The sequence below is a fragment of the Tabrizicola sp. genome, from assembly GCF_041913445.1.
GTDB lineage: Bacteria > Pseudomonadota > Alphaproteobacteria > Rhodobacterales > Rhodobacteraceae > Tabrizicola.
Genome location: NZ_JAYSFG010000008.1, coordinates 80,466 through 103,703, shown reverse-complemented (window position 1 = coordinate 103,703; position 23,238 = coordinate 80,466). Strand labels below are relative to the sequence as shown.

The following is a 23,238-nucleotide window of genomic DNA, read 5'->3' as shown; positions in this document are numbered from 1 at the left end:
ATCGCTTCCTGTTGTCGCGAAACCAGGGCCGCCAGGCTTCTGGTGAAGCTTGGCGGCCCGATCAGTGCCGTGTGTGTCAGTCCGGAAGCTCGAACACGGTAAGCTGGCCACCCAGCGCGGTGTACTCCGACAGCGCCGCATAGCCGCCGACCGCGCCCAGACCCTCGGTCGGGTTGGTCAGCCCCGCCGCCAGGCCGATCCCGGCCCAACCGCCGACACCGGACAGGACGCCGATGTACTGCTTCCCACCCTGTTCGTAGGTCATCACGTTGCCGATGATGCCGGACGGGGTCTTGAACTTAAAAAGCTCCTCACCCGTCGTCGCGTCGACAGCCTTCAGGTAGCCTTCGAGCGTTCCGTAGAACACGACGTCCCCGGCGGTTGCCAGCGCACCGGACCAGACCGAGAACTGCTCGGGCAGCGACCACTTGATCTCGCCCTTGACGTTGTCCCAGGCGATGAAGTTGCCCATCCCCCCGTGGCTGTCCGGAGCAGGGTACATCGACAGGGTCGCACCGACATAAGGCTGACCGGCGGCATAGCTGACCCTGAACGGTTCATAGTCCATGCAGACGTGGTTGGTCGGCACGTAGAACAGGTTCGTCTTCGGGCTGTAGGCCGCAGGCTGCTGGTCCTTGGTGCCAAGCGCCGCCGGGCAGACGCCGGTGGTGTTGGTGTCTTCGCCGTTCTGCTCGGTCGAATACTGGGCGACCACCGCGGGGCGACCGTAGGTGGGCGAGGCTGGGTCCATGTCGACACCGGTCGTCCAGTTCACCGCGGGATCGTACTTCTCGGCCACCAGAAGCTCGCCCGTCTCGCGATCCATGGTGTAGGCAAGGCCGTTGCGGTCGAAGTGGGTCAGAAGCTTCCGCGGCGTGCCGTTGAAGTCCTGGTCGGTCAGGATCATCTCGTTGACCCCGTCGTAGTCCCATTCATCATGCGGGGTCATCTGGTAGACCCACCTTGCCATGCCGGTGTCGGCGTCGCGCGCGAAGATGGTCATCGACCACTTGTTGTCGCCCGGACGCTGCTTCGGGTTCCAGGTCGAGGGGTTGCCGGTGCCGTAGTAGATCAGGTTCAGGTCGGGGTCATAGGCATACCAGCCCCAGGTCGTCCCGCCACCGATCTTCCACTGGTCGCCTTCCCAGGTGCTGATCGAGCTGTCCTTGCCGATCGGCTTGCCGAGATGCGTCGTCTTCTCCGGATCGACGAGCAACTGGTCGTCCGGTCCGACCGAATAGGCCCGCCACAGTTGCTCGCCCGTCTCGATGCTGTAGGCGGTAACGTGGCCCTGGACCCCGAACTCTCCGCCCGAGATGCCGACAATCAGCTTGTCCTTGACCGGAAGCACAGTGGCGGTGTTCGTCTCACCCTTGGTCGGGTCGCCATTGACGACGGACCACTTCACCTCGCCACTCTTGGCGTCCAGTGCGACAAGGGTCGTGTCCGCCTGATGGAGGAACACTTTGCCGTCCGCATAGGCGAGGCCCCGGTAGACCGTGTCGCAGCACATCACTGCGATCACGTCGGGATTCTGCTTCGGCTCATAGCGCCACAGGATCTTGCCCTCGTTGGCCAGGTCCAGCGCGTAGACCACGTTCGGGAAGGGCGTATGCACATACATGATGTCGCCGACTACAAGGGGTGACCCTTCGTGCCCGCGAAGAACTCCAGTCGAGAAGGTCCAGGCGACCTTCAGATCCTTCACGTTGTCCTTGGTGATCTGGGCCAGTTCAGAATACCGGGTGTTGGCATAGTTGCCGGTCTGTATCGCCCATTGCTTGGTGTTCGAGATCGCCTCCGTGACACTCTCGTTGGCGGATGCCGAAGCGGACATCCCCAACAGAAGTGCGAGAGACAGTGAACCGATGGTCTTCATGTTGCCTCCTCCGATGGCCAGTTTGGTCGGCCGATTGACTGAAAAACGGGAAACCGGGAACGGTCGGGCCAGAGGGTGCTGGCCCGGTGTCTTGAAGACGGACGGCATTGGGTTGCCGTTTCTGTCAGCTTTCCTTTATTAGGTTGCCGGTTCAGTTTTGGGTCAACCTTCGCCCCCGGGTTTTCAACCTAAAGTATGGCCACGCCAACGGATTTTGCGGCGCGGGCCGGTTTCAGTAAACCACCACGGCGCGGATCGACTTGCCTTCGTGCATCAGGTCGAAGCCCTTGTTGATGTCGTCGAGCGGCAGGATGTGGGTGATCATGCTGTCAATCTCGATCTTGCCGTCCATGTACCAGTCGACGATCTTCGGCACGTCGGTCCGGCCCCTGGCTCCGCCAAAGGCGGTGCCCTTCCAGACACGGCCCGTGACCAGCTGGAAAGGCCGCGTCTCGATGGTAGCGCCCGCGGGGGCGACGCCGATGATGATCGACTGGCCCCAGCCGCGGTGGGTGCATTCCAGCGCGTCGCGCATCACCTTGACGTTGCCGGTGCAATCGAACGAGTAGTCCGCTCCACCGATCCGGTCGAAAGGCGTTTTCGTCAGATCGACGATGTGCTGGACCACCGACCCTTCGATGTCCCTCGGGTTGACGAAGTGGGTCATCCCGAACTTCTCACCCCAGTCCTTCTTGTCGTTGTTCAGGTCGACCCCGATGATCATGTCGGCCCCGGCCATCTTCAGACCCTGAATCACGTTCAGCCCGATGCCGCCCAGCCCGAAGACCACGGCCTTCGCCCCGATCTCGACCTGGGCGGTGTTCAGGACCGCACCGATGCCGGTGGTGACACCGCAGCCGATGTAGCAGATCTTGTCGAACGGGGCGTCTTCCCGCACCCTGGCCAGCGCGATTTCCGGCATGACCGTGTGGTTCGCGAAGGTCGAGCAGCCCATGTAGTGATAGATCGGCGTGCCATCCAGCATGCTGAAGCGGGTGGTGCCGTCGGGCATCAGGCCCTGCCCCTGTGTCGCGCGAATGGCCGTGCAGAGGTTGGTCTTGCGCGACAGGCAGGACGGGCACTCGCGGCATTCGGGCGTGTAAAGCGGGATGACATGGTCGCCCGGTTTCAGCGACTTGACGCCTTGGCCGCATTTCACCACGACGCCCGCCCCTTCATGCCCCAGGATCGAGGGGAAGATGCCTTCAGGGTCCGCGCCCGAAAGGGTGAACTCGTCGGTGTGGCAGATGCCGGTGGCCTTGATCTCGATCAGGACCTCGCCTTCCTTGGGGTCCTCAAGATTGACCTCCATGACCTGCAGCGGTTGGCCGGCAGCGACGGCGACGGCGGCACGGGTGCGCATAAGGGTTCCTTTCGTCTTTCGATCCCACCCACGCGGACGCGGGGTTCGAAGGGGCGTCACCGCCCGATCGCCGAAGCGGGCTAGTCTTTGAGCACGCCGCTGGCCCTCGCGGTAAAGGTGGCGATGTAGTCCATCAGCCCCGGGGACAGCGCGTCATAGGGCGGCAGCCCCAACTCGTTTAGCCGCGCCCGGATGCCGTCCATCGCTTCGGGCCGCGTGCCGCTTTCGATGACCGACGAGACGAAGGCCGCGAAGGTTGGGGCGGCCCAACCCTGGTCTTCCGAAAGCTCGGTATGGATGAAGCTCAGCCCGGTGAAGGGGTGGTTCTCGCGCGTGACCGGCCCGTGCATGTGGGTGCCGCAGCTTGTGCAGGCATGGCGCTGGATCAGCGCTCCGGCATCGACCACCTTCAGCTTGTCGCCATTCCGGGTGACGGTCACCTTGTCGGACGGGACCACCGAGACCATCGAGAAGATCGCGCCGCTGGGCTTCCAGCACTTGGTGCAGCCACAGACGTGGTTGTGCAGGCAATCCGAGGCGATCACGACCTCGACCGGGTCGCTCGTGCATTTGCATTTCAGAGTGCCACCGGCAAACCCCGGTGTGCCCAGCCTGACCCCGTTGTCCACCGCCGGGTGGATCTTGACCGTCTCCATTAGCCGACCTCCGTTGAGCGAATTATCTGCTCAGGGTCGCACCGATGCGAAGGTCAGGCAATTCAGCCAAAAGGTTGGAAATGCGCCTGCCGCGTTTGGCAAATGTTCACAACCAGGCGGGTTTCAGCAATGCGTTCATAAGTGCGTCCAGCGCCCTGCTTCACTGCTGCGAGTGTCGGCTATGGGCCGGAAGCGGACCCTGGCCTAATCGCCGACGTCCATCGACGGCGACCGCAGATCTGCCGTGCCCCAATTTCGCATAGCGACCACGACCGGCAAGAGCGATCGGCCTTTCTGCGTCAGCGCATAGTCGACCCTCAGCGGCACGACTGGAAAGGCCGTCCGGAATGAGCCCGTCCTCCGGTTGGAAACGCAACCAAATGGCCTCGGCCAGCGCCTTTGCATGCAGAGCGGGATTTGCTGTCGGCTTTGGCGACGCTTATCCAGGCAGTTCCCGAACGTTCGCCTAGATTTTTCGGTCGCGGGCATTTCCTGGATTGCCAGTCCATGTCGTTCGCTCGCGACCGGCAAGAGCTAACGTTTTGCCGCCCGGCGATATCCTTTTGCTTCGCGCGTTGCGGCTTGCGGCGGTTTCCAGCTGATGCATGCATTCCCGTCCCTAATGCCGGGATCCGAGTTGGATGCCCGCGGGTCCGCCCTGGCAATAGCTTCACGGGCATTCGCGGCGGGCAACAAGTATGCCTTCGGCGCCGAGGCCCTTGGGCGCACCAAATGAACCAAAGGCTCCCGATGGGAGCCTTTGGGACAGACTTTCACTCGATTCGGGACAAACTTGCCCGATCTGGGAGGAACTTTCGCCGGAGCGACACACGGCGGGATGACTCAGCTGCACCCCGTCGTCGCGCCGCAGGAGTTGCACTTCAGGCAGGTGCCGTTGCGGACCAGCGTGTAGTTGCCGCACTCGCCACATGAGTCCCCGGTGTAGCCTTGCAGCTTGGCCTTGGTCCGGGCGTCGTTGGCGCCGAGGGCGAAGGTGCTGGTCGACTCCGAGAAGCCGGAGACCCGGGTTTCCGACAGGACCGCCGTCATCGGCGCGGCCATGTCGGTGCCGGTGGCGAGGCCGCCTCCAAACGCGGTGACCCCCTGCCCGCCTTGCAGGACGGTGAATTCCTGCGGCAGGCGTTTCCTCATGTAGCCGGTCGAGGCGACCTGTTTCAGGACCTCCAGCGACTTCGAGGCGGCCACGTCCGAGGGCTCGGCGATGTTGCGTTTGCCTTCCTCATCGCCCCGGCCGAGGTCGTCGAAGCTCGCGCCCTTGGGGGCGACGTGGGCGAGGTCGGTGCGGTCGAGGTAGGAGATCGCGAGTTCGCGGAAGATGTAGTCAAGGATCGAGGTCGCGTTCTTCACGCTGTCGTTGCCCTGGACCATGCCGGCAGGCTCGAACCGGGTGAAGGTGAAGGCCTCGACGAATTCCTCCAGCGGCACGCCGTATTGCAGGCCGACCGAGACCGCGATGGCGAAGTTGTTCATCATCGCACGGAAGCCCGCGCCTTCCTTGTGCATGTCGATGAAGATCTCGCCCAAGCTACCGTCCTGGTATTCGCCGGTGCGGAGATAGACCTTGTGGCCGCCGACGATGGCCTTCTGGGTATAGCCCTTGCGACGCTCCGGCAGTTTCTCGCGGTGGCTGCGGACGATTTCCTTGACGATGACCTTCTCGACGATCTTCTCGGCGACGACCTGGGCCTTCTCCATGATCGAGCCGTTGGTGAGCGCCTCTTCGGCCTCTTCGTCGTCCTCGATGAGCGCAGCGGCGAGGGGCTGGGAGAGCTTGGAGCCGTCGCGGTAGAGCGCGTTGGCCTTGATGCCGAGGGAGTGGGAAAGCTCGTAGGCCGCCAGCGTTTCGGCGATGGTGGCGTTGTTCGGCATGTTGATGGTCTTGGAGATCGCGCCCGAGATGAAGGACTGGGCGGCGGCCATCATGGTGATGTGGGATTCCACCGAGAGGAACCGCTTGCCGGTCTTGCCGCAGGGGTTGGCGCAGTCGAAGACCTTGTAGTGCTCGGGCTTGAGGAACGGCGCGCCCTCGAGGGTCATGGTGCCGCAGACATGGTCGTTGGCGGCGTCGATCTGGGCCTTGGTGAAGCCGAGGTGACGGAGGAGGTCGAAGGTCGGGTCGGCCAGTTTCTCGGCCGGGATGCCGAGGGTGCCTTTGCAGAAGTCCTCGCCGAGCGTCCACTGGTTGAAGACGAAGCGGATGTCGAAAGCCGACGGGAGGGCCGCTTCGATCTTCTCGATCTCGCGGGGCCCGAAGCCGTGGCCGATCAGCGCGGTGTGGTTGATCGCCGGGGCCTGGCCGAGGGAGCCGTGGCCGACGGCGTAGGCGACGATCTCGGCGGCCTGGCTCGTGGAGTAGCCGAGGGTTTCGAGGGCAGCCGGGACCGACTGGTTGATGATCTTGAAGTAGCCGCCGCCGGCGAGTTTCTTGAACTTGACGAGGGCGAAGTCGGGCTCGATGCCCGTCGTGTCGCAGTCCATGACGAGGCCGATGGTGCCGGTGGGGGCGATCACGGTCGTCTGGGCGTTGCGGTAGCCGTGGGCTTCGCCAAGGCGGAGCGCCTCGTCCCAGGCGGATTTGGCAAGCGCGACAAGGGTTTGGTCGGGGCAGTTCACCTGGTCAAGGGCGACGGCGGGGACGTTGAGGCCCTCATAGGCCGTGCCGTGGGCCGCAGCGCGGTGGTTGCGGATGACGCGGAGCATGTGGTGCTTGTTGCGCTCGTAGCCGGAGAAGGGGCCGAGTTCCTTGGCCATCTCGGCCGAGGTCGCATAGGTCACGCCGGTCATGATCGCGGTCAGGGCGCCGCAGAGGGCGCGGCCCTCGTCGGAGTCGTAGCCGAGGCCCATGTTCATCAGGAGGCCGCCGATGTTGGCGTAGCCGAGGCCGAGGGTGCGGAAGTCGTAGGAGAGCTGGGCGATTTCCTTGGACGGGAACTGCGCCATCATCACCGAGATTTCCAGCGTCACGGTCCAGAGACGGGTCGCGTGGATGTAGGCCTCGGCGTCGAATTTGCCGTTCTTGTAGAAGGTGAGGAGGTTCATCGACGCCAGGTTGCAGGCGGTGTCGTCGAGGAACATGTACTCCGAGCACGGGTTCGAGCCGCGGATCGGGCCGTCCTCGGGGCAGGTGTGCCAGGCGTTGACGGTGTCGTGGAACTGGATGCCCGGGTCGGCGCAGGCCCAGGCGGCGTGGCCGATCTGGTCCCAGAGCTCACGCGCGGAGACGGTCTTGGCGACCTTGCCGTCGGTGCGGCGGATCAGCTCCCAGGGTTCGTCGTTCTTGACGGCCTTGAGGAAGGCGTCGGTGACGCGGACCGAGTTGTTCGAGTTCTGGCCGGAGACGGAGATGTAGGCCTCGGAATCCCAGTCGGTGTCGTAGGTCGGGAATTCGATGCTGTCGAAACCCTGACGCGCGTATTGCAGCACGCGGTTGGTGTAGGTGTCGGGGATCATCGCCTTCTTGGCGGCCTTGATCGCGGCTTTCAGCGCGGGGTTCTTGGCCGGGTCGGTGGCGTCGGCCTCAGCCCCATCCCACTGGCGGATCGCGGCGAAGATGTCGTTGAGGCGGGCCTCATGCATCTTGGAGCCGGCCACCAGCGAGGCGACTTTCTGCTCTTCGATGACTTTCCAGTTGATGAACTGCTCAATGTCGGGGTGATCCATGTCGCAGATCACCATCTTGGCCGCACGGCGGGTGGTGCCGCCGGACTTGATCGCGCCCGCGGCACGGTCGCCGATCTTGAGGAAGCCCATCAGGCCCGAGGACTTGCCGCCGCCCGAAAGCTTCTCCCCTTCCCCACGCAGCGAGGAGAAGTTGGTGCCGGTGCCCGAGCCGTACTTGAAGAGCCGCGCTTCGCGGACCCAGAGGTCCATGATGCCGCCGTCGCCGACGAGGTCATCCTTGACCGACTGGATGAAGCAGGCGTGGGGCTGCGGGTGTTCGTAGGCGCTGGAGGACTTGGTCAGGACGCCGGTCTTGTGGTCGACGTAGAAGTGACCCTGCGAGGGGCCGTCGATGCCATAGGCCCAGTGCAGGCCGGTGTTGAACCACTGCGGGCTGTTCGGCGCGGCCATCTGGCGCGCGAGCATGAAGCGCATCTCGTCGTAGTAGGCTTTCGCGTCGGCTTCGGTGGTGAAGTAGCCACCCTTCCAGCCCCAATAGGCCCAGGCGCCAGCGAGGCGGTCGAAGACCTGCTTGGCCGAAGTCTCACCCACAATACGTTGATCTTCGGGAAGCTTGGCCAGCGCCTCTTCATCGGCGACCGAGCGCCACAGGAATTCGGGGACGCCCTTTTCCTTGACCTTCTTCAACACGGCCGGAACGCCCGCCTTGCGGAAGTACTTCTGGGCGAGCACGTCAGAGGCGACCTGGCTCCAGCCCTCGGGCACTTCGACGGCCTCGTTGCGGAAGACGATCTTGCCGTCCGGGTTCCGGATTTCCGAGGTGGTGATGGCGAAGGCCATCGCGCCGTATGCGCCGGTGGCTTCGGTGGTGAATTTCCGCTCGATCTTCATGCCCCTGAACTCCTGTTTTTGGCCCTGTCAAACGGGCTTTTGGTTTCAAATCGCGGGCCGCCTCCGGATCCGCACCGCAGCAACAGGCAACACTTTCATGTCCTGACGGTTGAGCGCCGCCAAGAGGGTCGCATCCGATTTGGATGCCCTTTGTGTGAAGTCTTCCGCCTGTCCGCTGCGGCACTAGATTTAGTGGTGTCCCCCGCCGCTTTGTCAAAGTGTCGTAATCTTCCCGCCCTATCAACGGAAAAATTTCGCCTTGATGCGAATTTTCCCGCTTGACGATTGGCGGGCCACATCACGTGGCCGCGACCGGTCGCGAGCGATGTGTGTGGACAGAACTGGGGACAGACTTCGCGCAGTTTCTGAACTGCGGCAGTTTTCACTGCAATCCGGGCTGGTTGCCGGACAGAGCTGAGATGCCCACAGGCGGCGGTGTCAACGCACTCGGGCGATTCCACCCTAGCGGGGGCCGGGTCGCGATGTCGCAGGCCGGTTCATGAGCACGATCCCGGCGGCCACGAGAAGGGCCGCAAGGAGAATCGGCAGGCCAATGGTTTCGCCGAAGAGGAGTGCCCCGAGAAGGAGGGCAAGGATCGGCGTCAGGAAGGAGAACGAGGCCACCGTCGAGGAGGGGTAGACCGAGAGAAGCCAGAGCCAGGCGATGAAGCCACCTGCCACCACGATGGAGGACTGGAAGACCAGACCCACTATATGTAGTGGCTGCAGGTCCCGGATCAGCGGCCCGAAGAAAAGCGACGCGACCAGCAGGATCGGCGCGGACACCAGGACCATCCAGAAAAGCTGCATCTCGGCGCCTTCCTCGCGCATCACCGGGCGGCGCGCGATATAGGCGGTAAGCGCCCAGCCCCAGGCGGCCCCCAGGGCGCAGAGGTCTCCTGCCAGGCTTGCCTCGCCCGTGTCGGGGCGCGAAAGGATCGCCGCGGCGCAGCCCGCGAAGGCAAGCGCCAGTCCCAGCGCCTTGGGGCCGGTGATCCGTTCGCCAAGGCCGAAATGGGCCAGGATCGCGAACCAGACGGGCATGGAATACATGATGATGGCCGAGCGGCCGACGGTCGTGAGGTCGATGGCGAGGAAGAGGAAAAGGAACTCGGCTGCAAAGAGGCTGCCGATGAGAAGGCCGGTGCCCCAGGCCTCACGCCGCAGTCTGGGGGGGCGGCGTTTGTAGACCAGCCAGGCCCAGACGAAGCCGATAGCGAGAAGGGACCGGAGGCCCGCAAAGAAGACGGGCTGCAGGCCCTCGTTCACCAGCTTGATGATGATCTGGTTGACGGCGAGGAGGGCCTGGACGCCAAGCAGCATGGCGACCCCTGCCCCGTCGAGTTTCGTCTTGCGCATCTTTCCCCCCTGCCGGAGCCCCCTTTTGCATTGACCGACGCGCGGCGGCAAGGAAGGCTGTCGGGAACCGGTGTTGGGAGGTGCGCTATGGGTATCGGCAAGACGCTGTTGAAGGTCGCGATCGGGGTGCTGGTGGCGAAGGGGGTGTCCAGCCTGACGAAGGGGTCGTCGGGGGGCACCGGCTCGGCCGGGCGCGGCACGCGGATCGACCGGGCCTCGAAAGGCGGCCTTGAGGACATCATGGGCGATGTCCTGGGGAGCGGCCGGTCCTCGGGACGGTCGACGTCGCGGACGTCGGGCGGGGGGCTTGGCGATCTTCTGGAGCAGATGTCGGGACAGAAGCGGTCACAGCCCCGGGCAAGCGCGCCCAAGGGCGGGCTGGAGGACCTCCTGGGGCAGCTGACCGGGCGGTCTGGCGGGGGCGGAGTGACGGCGGGCTGGGCCGAGGGCAAGGGCGGTGGAGACCTTCTGGACCAGGTGCTGGCGGACAAGCCTGGGGGCAAGGGGGGCCTCAGGACGGGGCCGGTCAGCCTGCCAGAGCCCGAGGCCGAGGAGGAGCTGTCGGCGGCCCTGATCCTGCGGGCGGTAATCCAAGCGGTGAAGTGCGACGGCGAGCTGGACGACGCGGAACGCGAGCGGCTGATGCAGGCGATGGGCGATGCGGATGAGCGCGACGTGCAGCGGGTTCAGGAGGAGCTGTCGCGGCCCGTGGACGTGCAGGGCCTGGCGCGGCTGGTCCCGGCGGGGCTGGAGCCGCAGGTCTACATGGCCTCGCTCATGGCCATCGACCTGGATAGCCGGGCCGAGGCGGATTACCTGCACGAGCTTGCGGGTGCGCTGGACCTGGAGCCGGACCAGGTGAACGCGATCCACGACAAGGCCGGGGCTCCGCGGCTTTATCGCTGAGGTTTCCTTCCTGGCAGCGGCGGTGTAGGGCTTGGGTCCCGGACGGAGAGACCCATGCCCACGGCGTCACAGGCGGCCGACAACACCCGCGCCGCGCTGCTGATGGTCGGTTCGATGGCGTTCTTCGCCGTCGAGGACCTGTTCCTGAAACGCTCGGCCGAGGCGATGCCTCCTGGCCAGGTGCTGGCGCTGACCGGGGCGGCGGGGGCCTGTGTCTTCTGGGCGCTCGCCGCGCGGCAGCGTCAGCCGGTGCTGTCCTTGGACGCCGTCCGGGGGGTGCCCCTGTGGCGGACGCTGTCCGAGGCGGTGGCGGCGATGCTCTATATCGTGGCGCTGGCGCTGGCGCCCTTGACGATGACCTCGGCGCTTCTGCAGGCCTCGCCGCTGGTGGTCGTCGCGGGGGCTGCGCTGTTTCTGGGGGAACGGGTGGGCTGGCGGCGGTGGGCGTCGATCCTGGTGGGGTTCCTTGGCGTCCTGGTGATCCTGGAGCCCTGGGACGCGTCCTTCGACCCCACGGGCCTGTTGACGGTGGCCTGTGTCGTCGCGCTGGCGGCGCGGGACCTGCTGACGCGGACCATGCCGGCGCGGATCGGGACGTTCCAGGTGGCGACCTGGGCCTATCTGGGGCTGGTCCCTTCCGGCGCGCTGTTGATGGCGGGGATGGGGCAGACCTTCCTGTGGCCCTCGCCCGGGCAGTGGGCGGGGCTAGGGGGCGCGCTGGTCTCGGGCCTCTTCGGCTATTACGCGGTGGTGGCGGCGATGCGGCTGGGCGAGGTCTCGGTCGTGGCGCCCTTCCGCTATACGCGGCTGGTCTTCGCCATGATCGTGGCGATGGTCTTCCTGGGCGAGCGGCCGGACGGGTCCACCCTGGCGGGCGCCGCACTTGTCGTGGGATCGGGGCTTTACGCCTTTGCTCGCGAGCGGCGTCGGAAACTTGCTTCCCAAGGGGGATGAGGCGCGGTAAACGGGCCGCGAGAGCATCTTTTCGGCCTTGAGGAAACCGCCCATGAGCACGATCATCGACATTCACGCCCGCGAAATCCTGGACAGCCGGGGGAACCCCACGGTCGAGGTGGACGTCACCCTGGAAGACGGATCCATGGGCCGCGCGGCGGTGCCCTCGGGCGCTTCCACCGGCGCACATGAGGCGAACGAGCGCCGGGATGGCGATGCCAAGCGCTACAAGGGCAAGGGCGTTCTGGAGGCCGTCGCGGCCGTGAACGGCGAGATCGCCGAGGAGATCGTCGGTTTTGATGCGACCGAACAGGTGGGCATCGACCGCACGATGATCGAGATGGACGGGACGCCGAACAAGTCTCGGCTTGGCGCGAACGCGATCCTCGGCGTCAGCCTGGCAGTGGCCAAGGCCGCGGCGGAGTTCACGGCGCAACCGCTGTATCGTTACGTCGGTGGGACCTCGGCCCGCGTGCTCCCGGTGCCGATGATGAACATCATCAACGGCGGCGAGCATGCCGACAACCCGATCGACATCCAGGAATTCATGATCATGCCGGTGGGCGCCGACAACATCCGCGAGGCGGTGCGGATGGGGTCCGAGGTGTTCCACACGCTGAAGAAGGAGTTGCAGGCGGCAGGCCACAACACCGGGATCGGCGACGAGGGCGGCTTCGCGCCGAACTTGAACTCTGCCCGCGACGCGCTTGATTTCATTCTGAAATCCATCGAGAAGGCCGGCTTCAAGCCGGGTGAGGACATGTTCCTCGCGCTCGACTGCGCCGCGACCGAATACTTCAAGGGCGGCAAGTACGAGATGAAGGGCGAAGGCAAATACCTCTCCATCGAAGGGAACGTCGATTTCCTGGTGGGCCTGGCGAACGACTATCCGATCATCTCGATCGAGGACGGCTGCGGCGAGGACGACTGGGAGGGCTGGAAGCTGCTGACCGAGCGTCTGGGGTCGAAGATCCAGCTGGTCGGCGACGACCTGTTCGTCACCAACCCCAAGCGCCTGGCGCGGGGGATCAAGGATGGGGTGGCGAACTCCATGCTGGTGAAGGTGAACCAGATCGGCACCCTGACCGAGACGCTGCAGGCCGTCGATATGGCGCATCGCGCGCGGTACACCAACGTGATGAGCCACCGGTCGGGCGAGACGGAGGATTCGACGATTGCCGACCTCGCCGTGGCGACGAACTGCGGGCAGATCAAGACTGGGTCCTTGTCGCGGTCGGACCGGCTGGCGAAGTACAACCAGCTGATCCGCATCGAGGAGATGCTGGGCGAGACGGCGGAATATGCCGGCCGGTCGATCCTGAAGGGCTGAGGCCGGGGCCGGAGTTTTCGAAAACTCCGGTCCGATTTCTTTGAAGAAATCGGCGGGTGTCCTGAGCGGGCGCCCGTTTCTATTTGAACCGGGACGGGCGGAAGTCGGTCAGGAGCGGGCTGTCAGAGCCGCCGCTGATTTCCGCTGCCAGACATTCCGCGACGATGGGTGCGAGTGTCGCACCGGAGTGCATGACGGCGAGCCACAGTCCCTCGACCGGCCCCTGCCCCACGACTGGCAGCCCGTCTCCGGGAACGGGGCGCAGAGCCATCGCCTGATGGGCGAAGTGGATGTCATGGCCGGGGAACAGGGCACGCAGGCGTTGCAGGGTGGCGTTGACGACAACCGGGAAGGCCCCAAGCGTCTCGGCATGGTCGGACTGGTGGCCGGCCGAGGCCGGGGCGACGAGGCGGCCTTCGCGGTCCTGGCGGACTTCCTGGTCGGGGGTGGCAAGGACGACGGGGCAGATCGGCGGCAGCGGGTTGGTCCGGACCATCAGGCCGGGGCGCTTCAGCATGGGAAGCGTGTAGCCGAAGGGCGCAAGGAGCGCGGGCGTTCCAGTGCCGGTGGCGAGGATCACCCTGTCGGCGGGCATGGGACCGAGGTCGGTCAGGACCCCGCTCACCCTGCCCTGCGCATGCGTGACGTCGAGCACGGTTGCGGTGACGACCTGTGCGCCGGATGCCGCGATCAGCGCCCGGGCGAGCACTCCCGGGTCGGCGACGCCTTCCTCGGGAAAGAAGAGCGCGGTTTCCGGGATCGGACCCAGGGTAGGAAGCCGCTCGGCGATCTGGAGGCGGGACAGGCGATCCACCCGGTAGCCAAGCGCGGCGAGGTCGCTGGCGGTTTCCTCCTGTGCGGGGCCCGTCGCCTCGTACCAAAGGCAGCCGGACCAGCTGGTCGGCAGGCCGGGCACAGCCTCCATCAGCCGGCGGTGCGCAGCGAGGCCTTCATGCCGGAGGTGATAATGCGGGTGGCTGAGGTAGTAGGAGGCGTTGAGCCAGCCGAAGCTCGCGGCCGAGGCGAGACCGCCGTTCGTGTGGGTGGCAATGACCGTCACCGTCTCTCCGCGCCGGGCAAGCTGAAAGGCCAGCGACGCGCCAGTGATGCCTGCGCCGATGATCAGGGTCTGGGTCATGTGGGAAGGCTGGCATGGGCGGGCGGGATTGGCAATCGGGTGAGGTTGGTTTGCACGGTGTCGGAAGTGATGGAACTGGGCTGCATGTGGCCGACGGAAGGGGACGTTCCGGGCGGTAGTCGGCCCCCCAAGCCTCGGGGTCGGAGATTGCGGAAACATCGGGGCGGGCTGGCGTTTGGTGCGGTGTCCAATCAGGAGACATGACATGAAACTCAAAATTCTGGCACCGGTGGCCTTTGCAACGACGCTTCTTGCTGGGGCGGCTGTCGCCCAGCAGCAGGAGGGGCTGGTCAACGTGAACCTGTCCGACATCGCGGTCGACATCGCGCGCGATCTGGACGTCAACGTCAGCGAGATCCCGGTGACGGTGCAGGCCCCGATCGGGATTGCCGCCAACGTCTGCGGCGTCGAGGCCAATGTGCTGGCTCAGGGCGGTGGCTCGGCCAATGAATGCGCGGCGACGAGCAGCTCGCAGGCGCTGAACAAGATCGTTCAGGACCAGCTTGTGGCGCAGTAAACCCGGGGCTGAGGCCCCTTTGTCGCTAGACTGCGGCCCCGCCGGGACTTCCTGGCGGGGCCGAAGCTTGTCCGGGCTTTGGCCGCTTCCGCCCTCTGGCGGGCTGCGCTAGGGTCGGGGCGATGCTGATCCTCCTCAACAAGCCTTACGACGTGCTCTGCCAGTTTTCCCGCGAGGGGGAGCGGGCGGTGCTGGCGGATTTCGTGCCGGTGAAGGGGGTCTATCCGGCAGGGCGGCTCGACCGGGATTCGGAGGGACTGCTGGTCCTGACCGATGACGGGAAGCTGCAGGCGCGGATCGCGGACCCGAAGTTCAAGCTGGAGAAGACCTATTTCGCGCAGGTCGAGGGGGTTGTCACCGAGGCGGCGCTGGACCGGTTGCGGAAGGGCGTGGAGTTGAACGATGGCCCTACCCTTCCGGCAAAGGCCCGCGGGGTGGCGGAGCCGGAATGGCTCTGGCCCCGGGTGCCGCCGATCCGGGTGCGGAAGACGGTGCCGGACGGGTGGATCGAGCTGACGATCCGCGAGGGGCGGAACCGGCAGGTGCGCCGGATGTGCGCGGCGGTGGGGTTGCCCTGCCTGCGGCTGATAAGGTGGCGGGTGGGGGACTGGACGCTGGAGGGGTTGGCTCCGGGCGAATGGAGGCAGGCGTGAGCGATATCGGAATGGCGGAGGCGATCATCCGGAAGCTTGAGCTGCAGCCGCATCCGGAGGGAGGCTGGTATCGGCAGACCTGGGTGGGGCCTTTGGTCGAGGGTCGGGCGAGCGGAACGGCGATCCTGTTCCTCTTGCAGGCGGGGGAGCGGAGCCATTGGCACCGGGTGGATGCGGACGAGATCTGGCTTTGGCATGCGGGGGCGCCGCTGGTGCTGTCGATGGGGGTGGAGGCCGCGCGAGAGATGCGGATGGGACCGGACGTGCTGGGGGGTGAGGTGGTGCAGGCGGTGGTCCCCGCCGGATGGTGGCAGGCGGCGCGGTCCACGGGGGAATGGACGCTGGTCAGTTGCACGGTCAGCCCGGGGTTCCAGTTCGAGGGGTTCGAGTTGGCGCCGCCGGGGTGGAGCCTCTAGATGGACCAGAAGGCCTTCCTTGCCTCGGTCCCTGCCGACCTGCGCGAGCGGATGGTGGAGCGGACGGATGGGCCGGGGCTGTGGCATCTTGCGGAACATCTGGGCCTGATCCTCGGGGTCGGCGCGCTGATTGCGGCGGGGGTTCCGGGGTGGTGGCTGCTTCTGCCGGTGCAGGGGGTGCTGGTCATCTTCCTCTTCACGCTGGAGCATGAGGCGACGCATCGGACGCCGTTCCGGACGGTCTGGCTGAACGATTGGGTCGGGCGGCTGTGCGGGGTGCTTCTGGTGCTGCCCTTCGAGTGGTTCCGCGCCTTCCACATGGCGCATCACCGCTGGACGAACCTGCCGGGGAAGGATCCGGAACTGGCGGGGCCGAAGCCCGCGACGCGGGGGGCGTGGCTTTGGCATGTGTCGGGCCTGCCGTACTGGATTGCCGAGATGCGGCTGATGGCGGCGCTGGTCCGGGGCCGGGTGGCGGACGGCTTCGTGGCCGAGGGCGCGCAGGCGCGGGTGGTGGCCGAGGCGCGGGGGATGGCGGCGGTCTACGCGGCGGCGGGGCTGTCGCTGGCCTGGACGGATGTGGTCCTGTGGGTGTGGGTGGTGCCGGTGCTGCTGGGGCAGCCGTTCCTGCGGCTCTACCTTCTGGCCGAGCATGGCGACTGCCCGGAGGTCGCGAACATGTTCGAGAACACCCGGACGACCTTCACCACGCGGGCGGTGCGGTGGCTTGCCTGGAACATGCCCTACCATGTCGAGCATCATGTCTGGCCGACGGTGCCGTTCCACCGCCTGCCCGAGGTGCACGGGTTGATGAAGGACAAGCTGCGGGTGACGGCGGAGGGCTATGCGGCCTTCACAAAGGACTACCTGGAGCGGCGTCCTGCGTGGACAAAGTCCGGAGTTCCCTGAAATCAAGGGGTTGGCTGCGGGCGTTGAGGATGCGTCAACCATGCCGGTTGTGGGTGACGGGCGGCGGGAGCCTCCGGCGGGGATATTTGGGCAAAGATGAAAGCGCGGGTCTGAGGGGCGGCGGGGTCGCTTGGGGCCTCGGGCGGATGCCTCCGGCGGGGATATTTGAGACAGTATGAAAGTGAGGTCTCGGGTCGGGTCCGCGGGGATTGTGCGGGGCACAAGATCGGGGTGGTTGCGGAGCCGCGCTTTCGGTAGGGGTTGGGCATGAGCGAGACCCCTGCCCCCCTTCGTGCCGGTGCGACGACCGGCGACAGCCTGTCCGGATTTCTGTATGCGCTGACGGCTTACCTATTGTGGGGCTTCCTGCCGCTTTACATGAAGGCGCTGGCGCATATTCCGCCTGTGGAGGTCATCGCGCATCGGGTGCTGTGGTCAGTGCCGATCGCGGTGGCGGTGATCGCCTGGATGGGGCGGACGGATGACCTGAAGGCGGCTCTGAGGTCTCTCCGGATGCTGGGAATGGGAGCGATGACGGCGGCGCTGATTTCCGTGAACTGGGGAATCTACGTCTGGGCCATCGGGTCCGGACATGCGCTGGATGCGGCGCTCGGGTATTACATCAACCCGCTGTTTTCCATCTTCCTGGGCGCGGTCCTGTTGGGCGAGCGGATGGGCAGGACGCAGATGGTGGCGATCGCGCTGGCGGTCGTCGCGGTGGGCATCCTGACCTGGGAGGCCGGGCGGCTACCGGTGGTGGCGCTGGGGCTGACGGTGACCTGGGGGTTCTATGCTTACCTGAAGCGGCGGCTCCCCATCGGACCGAACCAGGGCTTCACCCTGGAAGTCGTGATCCTGCTTCTGCCCGCGTTGGCCTACATCGGCTGGCTTCTGGCAAACGGGACCGGGCATTTCCTGGAAGGTGTGGCCTGGGACAATGCGCTGCTTCTGGGCTGCGGGATCGTCACGGCGGTGCCCCTGATGATCTATGCCAACGGGGCGAAGCGGCTGACGTTGTCGACCATCGCGATCATGCAGTACATCGCGCCGACCCTGATCTTCCTGACGGCGGTTTTCGTCTTCGGCGAGCCGTTCAGCGCGGTGAAGCTCCTGGCCTTCAGCCTCATCTGGGCCGCGCTGGTGATCTATTCGGCGCCGCTTCTGGCCCAGCGATTCAATCGGGCCGGCTGATCTGGCCACCGCCGACAAGGGCCGGCGCGCCGGTGGTGTCGGGGCCGGAGGTCGCCATCTTGCGCAGCACGCGGACGGCGAGGAAGGCGAAGGCCTGGGCTTCCAGCATGTCGCCATCGAGGCCCACGGCTTCCACCGGGTCGATCTGGACGGGGATGCGGCGGCGAAGCTCTGCCATGAGCGTGGGGTTGTTGCGCCCGCCGCCGGTGACGAGGATGCGGGTCACGGGCGCCGGGAAATGGATCTGCGCCGCGGCGACGGAGGCGGCTGCAAGGGCCGTGAGCGTGGCGGCGGCGTCTGCGTCCGACAGCATCTCCAGCCGGTCGACCAGGTCGCCGAACCCGTTGCGGTCGAGCGACTTTGGTGGGAGGGCGTCGAACCAGGGGTGCTTGAGGAAGGCGGCCACGAAGGCCTCGTCCGCCTCGCCGCTTGCGGCAAGTGCGCCGCCCGCATCATGGGTTTCGCCCAGCCGGTCGCGCATCAGGTCGTTGATCGGCGCGTTGGCCGGGCCGGTATCGAAGGCGAGAAGCGCTCCGGGGCTTTCCGGTCCGGGTGCCGTGGGGTCGATCCAGGTGATGTTGCCGACGCCACCGAGGTTCAGGAAGGCCAAGGGTTCGGTCGCGCCGATGTGGCGGGCAAGCGCATAGTGGTAGAAGGGCGCAAGCGGAGCCCCCTGCCCGCCGATCGTCACGTCGGAGGAGCGGAAGTCCCAGACCGTGGGCAGGCCCAGAAGCTGCGCCAGAAGCGCGCCGTTGCCGCATTGATGGGTGCCGCGGCCCTTCGGGTCATGGGCCAGGGTCTGGCCGTGGAAGCCCAGGACCTCGGCCCCAGAGAAACGGGCCAGCACTTCGGCATGGGCGGTTTCCACCACTTCGGCGGCAGCCTCGACGTCCGGGTCGCCCGGCCACTGGCCAAGGGCCGCGCGGAGGACCTCCTGCTCTTCGGGGGTATAGGGGCGGTAGGCGGCAGGGCCAAAGGCGAAGACGGTCTGGCCGTCGGTCTTGATCATCGCCGCGTCAACGCCATCCAGCGAGGTGCCGGACATGGTGCCGAGCGCCCACAAAGCCCCGTCCTTCCGCATCTTCCCTTGGAACCCTCGCGACGATATACCGCGCGCATCCTAGACCGAGGCGGCCATGAACTACCATCCAAAATCTGACTTCATGCGCGTGATGTTCGAGCGCGGCTTTGTTGCCGATTGCACGGATTATCAGTCGCTTGATGAGGCATTGTTGAAGGGTGTGGTCCCCGCCTACATCGGTTACGACGCGACGGCCCCAAGCCTGCACGTGGGCCACCTGATGAACATCATGGTGCTGCGCTGGCTGCAGAAGACCGGGCACAAGCCGATCACGTTGATGGGCGGGGGGACGACCAAGGTCGGCGATCCGTCCTTCCGCAGCGAAGAGCGGCCGCTTCTGACGCCCGAGGCCATCGACCGCAACATCGAGGGGCTGAAGCAGGTCTTCGCGCGCTACCTGTCCTATGGCGAGGGCAAGACCGACGCGATCATGCTGAACAACGCGGAATGGCTGGACGGGTTGAACTACCTGGACTTCCTGCGCGACATCGGGCGGCATTTCAGCGTCAACCGGATGCTTTCTTTTGAATCGGTGAAATCCCGGCTGGACCGCGAGCAGTCGCTGTCCTTCCTGGAATTCAACTACATGATCCTGCAGGCCTATGACTTCCTGGAGATCCATCGCCGCAATGGCTGCCTGCTGCAGATGGGCGGCAGCGACCAGTGGGGCAACATCATCAACGGGATCGACCTGACGCGCCGGGTGATCGACCAGGAGATCTTCGGCCTGACGACTCCGCTTCTGACGACGAGCGACGGGCGGAAGATGGGGAAATCGGCCTCGGGCGCGGTCTGGCTGAACGGGGACATGCTGAGCCCCTACGAGTTCTGGCAGTTCTGGCGGAACACGACGGATGCGGATGTGGGGCGGTTCCTGAAGATCTTCACCGAGCTGCCGGTCGAGGAGTGCGACCGGCTGGGGGCCCTGGGCGGGTCGGAGATCAACGAAGCGAAGATCCAGCTGGCCAACCTGGCGACAGGGCTCCTGCACGGGGCCGAGGCGGCGGCTGCGGCGGAGGCGACGGCGCGGGAAGTGTTCGAGAAGGGCGGGATCGGGGACGACCTGCCCACCGTGACGCTGGAGGCCGGGGAGTTGGCCGAGGGCGTGGGGATCGTGCAGCTGTTCGTCAAGGCGGGTCTGGCGGCCTCGGGCAAGGACGCGAAACGGCTTATCGCCGAGGGCGGGGCCAAGGTGAACGACGAGATCGTCACCGACACGGGCCTCCGCTATGGGGCGAGCCACCTGGTCGAGCCCTTGAAGCTGACCGCGGGCAAGAAGCGGCATGCTCTGGTGGTGCTGGGGTAAACTTACGATTGCGTGTGGCCGGGAACCCATCCCCGGCCGCCCCGTTCCCCTTTCCGATGGATTGGAGGAATGGCGATGCCGACACCGGAAGAACTGGAAGCGAAGCTCTGGGCGGGTCTGCGCTCGGAGATGACGGTCATGCTGGGGATGGTGGACGAATCCGCCCCTGCCCGCCCGATGACCGCGCAATTCGAAAGCGATGAGGACCGGGGACCCTTGTGGTTCTTCACCAGCCAGGACAGCGAGCTGGTGCAGGCCGGTGGCGGGGCGGCGACGGCGGTCTTCGTGGCGAAGGGGCATGACCTTTTCGCGCGGATCGAGGGCAAGCTGGTCGAGGACACCCGGCGCGACATGATCGAGAAGCTGTGGAACCCCTTCGTCGCCGCCTGGTATGAGGAAGGGAAGGACGACCCCGACATCGCGCTGATGCGGCTGGACCTGGAAAGTGCCGAAATCTGGGAGAATGCCTCGTCCCTGATGGCGGGGATCAAGGCGATGCTGGGGATCAATCCGCAGAAGGACTTCAAGGACAAGGTGGCCGAGGTGCCGCTGGACTAAGTTAAAGGGGGCCGCAAGGGCCCCCTTTCGTCATTCCTGGACGGTGACCTTGGTCATCACGTCGGGGGTGCCGGAGACCTCGCCGTTCTGGCCGTCGCCGCGCTTGATCGCGTCCACGACCTCCATCCCCGAGACGACGTTGCCGACGATGGTGTACTGGCCATCAAGGAAGCTGCCGTCCGCGAACATGATGAAGAACTGGCTGTTGGCGCTGTTCGGGTCCTGGGCGCGGGCCATGCCGACGACGCCGCGCTGGAACGAGAGGTCGTTGGTGAACTCGGCCGGGATGTCGGGAAGCGAGGAGCCGCCCATGCCGGCCATCGAGAGGTCGCCCCCGGCCTTGCCGTTCGAGACGTCGCCGGTCTGGGCCATGAAGCCTTCGATCACGCGGTGGAAGACCACGTTGTCATAGGCGCCTTCCTTGGCCAGCGCGGTGATCTGCGCGACATGCTTCGGCGCGACGTCGGGGAGGAGGTCGATGACCACGGTGCCGTTGGCCTGGCCTGCGACCTCGATCACCAGGTTAGGGCCGGGGCCATCGGTGGCCTGGGCCAGTGCCGGCGTGGTCTGGCTGATGCCGTAGCCCACGACGACGGCGAGACCGGCGGCGAAGAGGCCGCCTGCGATTACGCGATCAAGCCTGGACATCGGCAGCCACCCGAACGGTGATCATGCGGTCGGGGTTCGCCGGCGGCTCGCCCCTTGTGATCTTGTCGACATGCTCCATCCCGCTGATCACGCGGCCATAAACGGTGTACTGGCCGTTCAGGAAATGGTTGTCGCGGAAGTTGATGAAGAACTGGCTGTTGGCCGAGTTCGGGTTCTGCGACCGCGCCGCACCCAGGGTGCCGCGGTCATGCGGGAGCTTCGAAAACTCGGCCGGAAGGTCGGGGTACTGCGACCCACCCGTCCCCGCGCGGCGGGGGTTGTAGTTCGGCGAGGCCATGTTGGCGTTTTCCACGTCGCCGGTCTGGGCCATGAAGCCCTCGATCACCCGATGGAAGGCCACGTTGTCATAGGCCTTGTCGCGGGCAAGCTGCTTCATGCGCTCGGTATGCTTGGGCGCCACGTCGGCGAGAAGCTCGATCACCACTTCGCCGTCCTTCAGCGTGAGGATGATCGTGTTCTCCGGGTCCTTGATGTCGGGCATCGGGGTCTCCTTGGTTTTCGTCGGGCGCGACCGTAGCGGCGGCATCCGGCCAAGGAAAGGGCAAAGCGATGGAAGCGGTTGACGTGGGCGTGATCCCCGCGCCAAAAGCGGGCAGGTTTCAAAAGATGGAGAAGCGCGATGGCCTGGAAAACGCTGGACGACATGCAGCTTGGCGGCAAGACGGTGCTGGTGCGCGTGGACATCAACGTGCCGATGGAGGCGGGCCGGGTGACGGACATGACCCGGATCGACAAGATCAAGCCTACTGTCGATGACATCGCGGCCAAGGGTGGGAAGGTCGTGCTGCTCGCGCATTTCGACCGGCCGAAGGGCAAGGTGGTGCCGGAGATGAGCCTTTCCCATGTCGTGGACGCGCTGGCCGGGTCCTTGGGCCGGAAGGTGGTATTCGGCGCGGATTGCGTGGGCGATGTCGCGGCGGCGGCGATTGCCAAGGCGGGCGCTGGCGACGTGGTGCTGCTGGAGAACACCCGGTTCCATCCCGGGGAGGAGAAGAACGATCCGGAGCTCGCCGCGCAGATGGCGAAGCTGGGGGATGTCTATGTGAACGACGCTTTCTCGGCGGCGCACCGGGCGCATGCCTCGACGGAAGGTTTGGCGCGGCTGCTGCCCGCGGCGGCGGGGCGGTTGATGGAGGCGGAGTTGCGCGCGCTGGAGGCGGCGCTGGGGTCTCCGCAGCGGCCGGTGGTGGCTGTGGTCGGGGGCGCGAAGGTGTCTACAAAGATCGAATTGCTCGCGAACCTGGTCACAAAGGTCGACCATCTGGTGATCGGCGGGGGGATGGCGAACACGTTCCTGGTGGCCGAGGGGATCGAGGTCGGGAAGTCCTTGGCCGAGCGCGAGATGGCCGAGACGGCACGGGAAATCCGGCACCGGGCGCAGAAGGCGGGTTGCCAGATCCACCTGCCGGTGGATGTGGTCGTGGCGCGTGAGTTCAAGGCGGGGGCGGAGAGCCAGACCGTCGGCGTCCACAAATGCCCGCCGGATGCGATGATCCTGGATGCGGGGCCGGAGACGGTGGCGCGGCTGGAGGCGGTGTTTGCCGAGGCCAAGACGCTGATCTGGAACGGGCCGCTGGGCGCCTTCGAGATCGAGCCGTTCAACGCGGCGACCAATGCGGCGGCCCAGGGTGCGGCGCGGTTGACCCGCGAGGGCAAGCTGATTTCCGTGGCAGGCGGGGGCGATACCGTGGCCGCGCTGAATGCGGCCGGGGCGGCGGAGGATTTCACCTTCATCTCGACCGCCGGGGGGGCCTTCCTGGAATGGATGGAGGGCAAGGAACTGCCGGGCGTCAAGGCGTTGATGGGTTGAGAGGGCGGGC

Annotated in this window: 21 protein-coding genes; 11 read left to right on the top strand and 10 right to left on the bottom strand. The window is 65.9% G+C overall.

What is annotated here, in order from left to right:
- Positions 1–76: 76 nt before the first annotated feature.
- The 6 genes from xoxF5 to ACE3Q6_RS11350 all read right to left on the bottom strand — a co-directional run bounded on the left by xoxF5 (position 77) and on the right by ACE3Q6_RS11350 (position 9,790).
- Complete coding sequence (gene xoxF5, locus ACE3Q6_RS11375; protein ID WP_374432353.1) at positions 77–1,879, bottom strand: lanthanide-dependent methanol dehydrogenase XoxF5; 1,803 nt, start codon at positions 1,877–1,879, stop codon at positions 77–79.
- A 232-nt stretch (positions 1,880–2,111) separates the two neighbouring features.
- The gene (locus tag ACE3Q6_RS11370) at positions 2,112–3,242 is read right to left on the bottom strand and encodes an S-(hydroxymethyl)glutathione dehydrogenase/class III alcohol dehydrogenase (RefSeq protein ID WP_374432352.1); all 1,131 of its coding nucleotides are present in this window, start codon (positions 3,240–3,242) and stop codon (positions 2,112–2,114) included.
- 80 nt (positions 3,243–3,322) lie between these two features.
- Complete coding sequence (gene gfa / locus ACE3Q6_RS11365) at positions 3,323–3,898, bottom strand: S-(hydroxymethyl)glutathione synthase (protein WP_374432351.1); 576 nt, start codon at positions 3,896–3,898, stop codon at positions 3,323–3,325.
- A 204-nt stretch (positions 3,899–4,102) separates the two neighbouring features.
- Entirely contained in the window at positions 4,103–4,303 is a 201-nt protein-coding gene (locus ACE3Q6_RS11360; RefSeq protein ID WP_374432429.1) for a winged helix-turn-helix transcriptional regulator, read from the bottom strand.
- A 438-nt stretch (positions 4,304–4,741) separates the two neighbouring features.
- Complete coding sequence (locus ACE3Q6_RS11355) at positions 4,742–8,431, bottom strand: vitamin B12-dependent ribonucleotide reductase (protein WP_374432350.1); 3,690 nt, start codon at positions 8,429–8,431, stop codon at positions 4,742–4,744.
- 462 nt (positions 8,432–8,893) lie between these two features.
- Entirely contained in the window at positions 8,894–9,790 is an 897-nt protein-coding gene (locus ACE3Q6_RS11350) for a DMT family transporter (protein ID WP_374432349.1), read from the bottom strand.
- Between the two features lie 87 nt (positions 9,791–9,877).
- Here ACE3Q6_RS11350 and ACE3Q6_RS11345 point away from each other — a divergent pair, with 87 nt between their 5' ends.
- Genes ACE3Q6_RS11345 through eno form a run of 3 tightly spaced genes read left to right on the top strand, consistent with a single transcriptional unit; the run spans position 9,878 to position 12,980 of the window.
- A complete protein-coding gene (locus ACE3Q6_RS11345; protein ID WP_374432348.1) occupies positions 9,878–10,696 on the top strand; it encodes a DUF533 domain-containing protein in 819 nt (272 codons plus the stop codon).
- 54 nt (positions 10,697–10,750) lie between these two features.
- Positions 10,751–11,650 (top strand): DMT family transporter, encoded by a 900-nt coding sequence (locus ACE3Q6_RS11340; RefSeq protein ID WP_374432347.1) that lies wholly within the window; start codon positions 10,751–10,753, stop codon positions 11,648–11,650.
- A 52-nt stretch (positions 11,651–11,702) separates the two neighbouring features.
- Positions 11,703–12,980, top strand: coding sequence for a phosphopyruvate hydratase (eno, locus tag ACE3Q6_RS11335; protein WP_374432346.1), 1,278 nt, complete (start codon positions 11,703–11,705; stop codon positions 12,978–12,980).
- Positions 12,981–13,059: 79 nt separating this feature from the next.
- On the opposite strand, the gene ACE3Q6_RS11330 is transcribed toward eno, so the two are convergent.
- Complete coding sequence (locus ACE3Q6_RS11330; RefSeq protein ID WP_374432345.1) at positions 13,060–14,118, bottom strand: NAD(P)/FAD-dependent oxidoreductase; 1,059 nt, start codon at positions 14,116–14,118, stop codon at positions 13,060–13,062.
- A gap of 205 nt (positions 14,119–14,323) precedes the next feature.
- On the opposite strand from ACE3Q6_RS11330, the gene ACE3Q6_RS11325 reads away from it, so the two are divergent.
- From ACE3Q6_RS11325 to rarD, 5 genes are all read left to right on the top strand, one after another.
- Positions 14,324–14,635 (top strand): hypothetical protein, encoded by a 312-nt coding sequence (locus ACE3Q6_RS11325; RefSeq protein WP_374432344.1) that lies wholly within the window; start codon positions 14,324–14,326, stop codon positions 14,633–14,635.
- A 122-nt stretch (positions 14,636–14,757) separates the two neighbouring features.
- On the top strand, positions 14,758–15,288 hold the full coding sequence (locus ACE3Q6_RS11320) for a pseudouridine synthase (RefSeq protein ID WP_374432343.1): 531 nt from the start codon (positions 14,758–14,760) through the stop codon (positions 15,286–15,288).
- A gap of 11 nt (positions 15,289–15,299) precedes the next feature.
- Entirely contained in the window at positions 15,300–15,704 is a 405-nt protein-coding gene (locus ACE3Q6_RS11315; protein WP_374432428.1) for a cupin domain-containing protein, read from the top strand.
- On the top strand, positions 15,705–16,613 hold the full coding sequence (locus tag ACE3Q6_RS11310) for a fatty acid desaturase (RefSeq protein ID WP_374432342.1): 909 nt from the start codon (positions 15,705–15,707) through the stop codon (positions 16,611–16,613). It abuts the gene before it with no gap.
- Between the two features lie 267 nt (positions 16,614–16,880).
- Positions 16,881–17,804, top strand: a complete 924-nt coding sequence (gene rarD, locus ACE3Q6_RS11305) for an EamA family transporter RarD (RefSeq protein WP_374432341.1) — start codon at positions 16,881–16,883, stop codon at positions 17,802–17,804.
- Here the strand turns inward: rarD and ACE3Q6_RS11300 are convergent.
- The gene (locus tag ACE3Q6_RS11300) at positions 17,788–18,885 is read right to left on the bottom strand and encodes an anhydro-N-acetylmuramic acid kinase (protein ID WP_374432340.1); all 1,098 of its coding nucleotides are present in this window, start codon (positions 18,883–18,885) and stop codon (positions 17,788–17,790) included. The genes rarD and ACE3Q6_RS11300 overlap by 17 nt on opposite strands.
- Before the next feature lie 55 nt (positions 18,886–18,940).
- Here ACE3Q6_RS11300 and tyrS point away from each other — a divergent pair, with 55 nt between their 5' ends.
- Entirely contained in the window at positions 18,941–20,191 is a 1,251-nt protein-coding gene (gene tyrS, locus ACE3Q6_RS11295) for a tyrosine--tRNA ligase (protein ID WP_374432339.1), read from the top strand.
- A gap of 75 nt (positions 20,192–20,266) precedes the next feature.
- The gene (locus ACE3Q6_RS11290) at positions 20,267–20,749 is read left to right on the top strand and encodes a pyridoxamine 5'-phosphate oxidase family protein (RefSeq protein ID WP_374432338.1); all 483 of its coding nucleotides are present in this window, start codon (positions 20,267–20,269) and stop codon (positions 20,747–20,749) included.
- A gap of 30 nt (positions 20,750–20,779) precedes the next feature.
- Here ACE3Q6_RS11290 and ACE3Q6_RS11285 read toward each other — a convergent pair whose 3' ends face one another.
- Both ACE3Q6_RS11285 and ACE3Q6_RS11280 read right to left on the bottom strand, forming a co-directional pair.
- Positions 20,780–21,397 carry a peptidylprolyl isomerase gene (locus ACE3Q6_RS11285; protein ID WP_374432337.1) on the bottom strand — a complete coding sequence of 206 codons (618 nt, stop codon included), beginning with the start codon at positions 21,395–21,397 and terminating at the stop codon, positions 20,780–20,782.
- Positions 21,384–21,899, bottom strand: coding sequence for a peptidylprolyl isomerase (locus ACE3Q6_RS11280; RefSeq protein WP_374432336.1), 516 nt, complete (start codon positions 21,897–21,899; stop codon positions 21,384–21,386). The genes ACE3Q6_RS11285 and ACE3Q6_RS11280 overlap by 14 nt, the downstream gene beginning before the upstream one ends.
- A 138-nt stretch (positions 21,900–22,037) precedes the next feature.
- Here ACE3Q6_RS11280 and pgk point away from each other — a divergent pair, with 138 nt between their 5' ends.
- The gene (gene pgk, locus ACE3Q6_RS11275; RefSeq protein WP_374432335.1) at positions 22,038–23,228 is read left to right on the top strand and encodes a phosphoglycerate kinase; all 1,191 of its coding nucleotides are present in this window, start codon (positions 22,038–22,040) and stop codon (positions 23,226–23,228) included.
- Positions 23,229–23,238: the final 10 nt, after the last annotated feature.